We start from the raw sequence: 2,994 nt of genomic DNA on the forward strand, positions 1-2,994 counted from the left end.
CACCGAGAAAAGGGCGCAGGACGTTCCGATCAGCGCGCCGCAGATGACATCCGTCGGATAGTGCACGCCGATGTAAAGTCTGGAGAAACTGATCAGAATCGCCAGAATCAATGCCGGAATTCCGATCTTCCTGCTCATCAGAAGCAACATACAGACCGCGACAGCAAAGGACGCGCCGGTATGTCCCGACGGAAACGACCAGTCCCACTCTGCAGGTCCTGCCAGAATCAGGCCTTCAATCATCGTGTACGGCCGCGGTCGGGCGACGATATTCTTGAGCAGAAGATTCAGGATCACCACATTCGACAGAAGCGAGACAAAACAGACCGCGCCGAGCGCTCTGGTCTTTCGCATTCCCAGAAACAGCAGTGTCAGAAGAACCCAGAGCGCGCCGCCCTTTGCGAGAAGGCTGACCGCATTCATAAACGGCGTCAGTGCATCCGTGCGGACATTATCCTGCAGCCACAAAAGAACAGATGCATCCCAGTGAAATATCATATCCATTGTCAATTCCTCCTTCATCTTATCATCATTTTCCCCGAAAACATCCGTACCGCGCCGCCGAAATCACTTGCGGACCGCCTCGACGATGGCGAACGCGGCAAAAAGGATGATATCCGTCACCACAATGCAGGCACCGGTCGGAGCAGCATACAAATAAGAAAAGGTCAGGCCGACCATAAAACCGATCACCGCGACCAGAGCCGCGACGATGACGGTCGTCTGAAACCGTCGGCACACCCTCATCGCGGTCATGGCCGGAAAAACGATCAGGCTCGAGATGAGAAGCGTTCCCATCATGCGCATGCCCAGAACCACCGTCACCGCTGTCAGAAAAGCGATAATCATATTGAACATTCTGGAATTGGTTCCGGTGGCCTGCGCGAAGGTCTCATCAAAGGTCACGGCAAAAATCCGGTTGTAGAACAGAATGAACAGCACCAGCACCGCCGCGGAGAGTCCGATGGAGACATAGACGTCTTCCGTGCTCATCGCGAGAATGCTTCCGAACATATAATTGTAAACATCCGTATTCATCCCGGACGTCATGGAGATCACAAGAACACCGATGGCGAGCGCGCCGCTGGTCATCAGCGCCGTCGCCGCGTCCCCCTTGATCCGGGCGGAGTCCTTGATCTGCAGCAGGATAAATGCCGCCGCAACGCAGACCGGAATCGCCACGTAAAGCGGTGACGCCTTCAGCGCATAGGCAAGTGCCAGCGCGGCAAACCCGATGTGGGAAAGTCCGTCGCCGATCATGGAGTAGCGCTTTAAGACAAGGCTTGTGCCGAGAAGCGCGGAGCACAGAGAAACCAGCACTCCGACGAGAAGCGCCCGCACCATAAACGGATAGGACATCATATCGAACAGTATTTTCATAGTTTTGTCCTCCAGGCTCAAGCAGACAAGCTTGCTTGTCTATTTGAGCCGTCAATCAAAGTTTGAAAGTTTACTTTCAAACTTCCAAACCTCCGAGAAACGCCTTGCATGCCGGCGTTTTCTTATATTCCTCCGTGGTCCCGAAATACTTCTGGGTGCCGGCGATATGAAGGATGTGATCGGACTCCCGGAGTGCGCCGTCCACGTCATGGGATACCATCACGATGGTGATTCCGTGCTTTCTGTGAAGTTCGGAGATCACGTGATACAGATCGACGGTGATCGCCGGGTCCAGTCCCGTCACCGGCTCGTCCAGCAGAAGAAGGCGCTTGGTCGCGCAGAGTGCCCTCGCAAGTAAGACCCGCTGCTGCTGCCCCCCCGAGAGATCACGGTAGCACCGGTCCGCAAGGTCCGTGATCCCGAGAAGCTCCATTTTTTCCAGTGCTTCTTTTTTATGGGCAGCGGTGTAGAACGGATTCCAGCCCAGGTGATTGAGGCAGCCCGACTGGACGACCTCCCGGACGCTGGCCGGGAAATCTTTCTGTACAACCGTCTGCTGCGGAAGATATCCGATCTCGTTGGCGAGAAGTCCGTCTCCGAATTCGATGGATCCGCCCGCCGGTTTTTTCAGCCGCAGAAGCCCCTTCATCAGAGTGCTCTTTCCGGCGCCGTTCTCGCCGACGATGCAGAGATAGTCCCCCGGATTTACTTCAAATGTGATGCCGGAAACGGCAGTCTGCCCCTCATAGGCAAAGCTGACATTCTTACACTGAATCAGACTCATGCTTCCGTTTCCTCCTTCTCTCTCTCCGCAGGCTTTCCGTCCGCCGCACTGCATTTCTCACATACACCGTAAAAAACCGTCCGCGTCAGATTGATGGCAAAATGGTGATGCTCGGCAAGGTGAACCGCCAGTGCCTCCAGCTCATCACACTGAATGTGCATGAGCGCACCGCATTTTTCACACTTGCAGTGAAGGTAATCGGAACTGTTTGCCAGATCCGGTTCCCCGGTATATTCAAAACAGGCCGGACTCTGGGAATCAATCATATATTTGCTGATGACGCCCTCGCAGACCAGTTTTTCCAGCTGCCGGTAGACCGTCGCGGTTCCCATCGGGGAGCCGTTCGCACGGAAGAAATCGCTGATCTCCGCCGCCGTCACATGTTTTCCCGGAATCCTGCGGAAATAATTCAGCAGTTCCTCCCGGTGATGGGTCTTATACTGTGCTTTCACTTTCATCGGAATTATCCCTCTTTTTTAATTTGAAAACCGTTTTCAAATTATAGGCGTTTCTCATTTTCATGTCAATGTGAAAATGAATATCATTTTACTTTTATCACATCAGCGAATTCTGGGCAATCCGGATGAACTCCAGCATTTCGTCCGTCACCCACTTTTCTTTATAATAAATGATTTGATGATGCATGTTGACCTGAAAGTCACGCACCGAGACTTCCCGGAGTTCCCCCCTCTCCAGTGCTCCTCTGACGGCATAATACGGAAGGAAGGAGACACCGCGGCCGCCGTTGTCCCTGAGAATCCGGAGAATGACCTCCGGGTCGCCGACCTCGAGGATCGGTGAGATGGAAAGGTTGTGAAACGCGAGGTACT

5 protein-coding genes are annotated in these 2,994 nt (G+C 53.7%); all 5 read right to left on the minus strand.

Annotation, left to right across the window (positions count from 1 at the left end; all coding sequences use genetic code 11):
- Window positions 1-504 (minus strand): phosphatase PAP2 family protein (locus BMW41_RS14225; RefSeq protein WP_083379036.1); only part of this gene is annotated, 504 nt, incomplete at its 3' end.
- A 63-nt stretch (window positions 505-567) separates the two neighbouring features.
- Window positions 568-1,380 (minus strand): metal ABC transporter permease, encoded by an 813-nt coding sequence (locus BMW41_RS13985; protein ID WP_074650826.1) that lies wholly within the window; start codon window positions 1,378-1,380, stop codon window positions 568-570.
- A gap of 76 nt (window positions 1,381-1,456) precedes the next feature.
- Window positions 1,457-2,164, minus strand: a complete 708-nt coding sequence (locus BMW41_RS13990; protein ID WP_074650828.1) for a metal ABC transporter ATP-binding protein — start codon at window positions 2,162-2,164, stop codon at window positions 1,457-1,459.
- Window positions 2,161-2,622, minus strand: coding sequence for a Fur family transcriptional regulator (locus BMW41_RS13995; RefSeq protein ID WP_074650830.1), 462 nt, complete (start codon window positions 2,620-2,622; stop codon window positions 2,161-2,163). Before BMW41_RS13995 ends, BMW41_RS13990 begins: the two co-directional genes overlap by 4 nt.
- A gap of 97 nt (window positions 2,623-2,719) precedes the next feature.
- A partial coding sequence (locus tag BMW41_RS14000; RefSeq protein WP_242870362.1) for a LysR substrate-binding domain-containing protein occupies window positions 2,720-2,994 on the minus strand: 275 nt, incomplete at its 5' end.

The organism is [Clostridium] aminophilum (assembly GCF_900101295.1).
GTDB classification, from domain to species: Bacteria; Bacillota; Clostridia; order Lachnospirales; family Lachnospiraceae; genus Clostridium_R; species Clostridium_R aminophilum_A.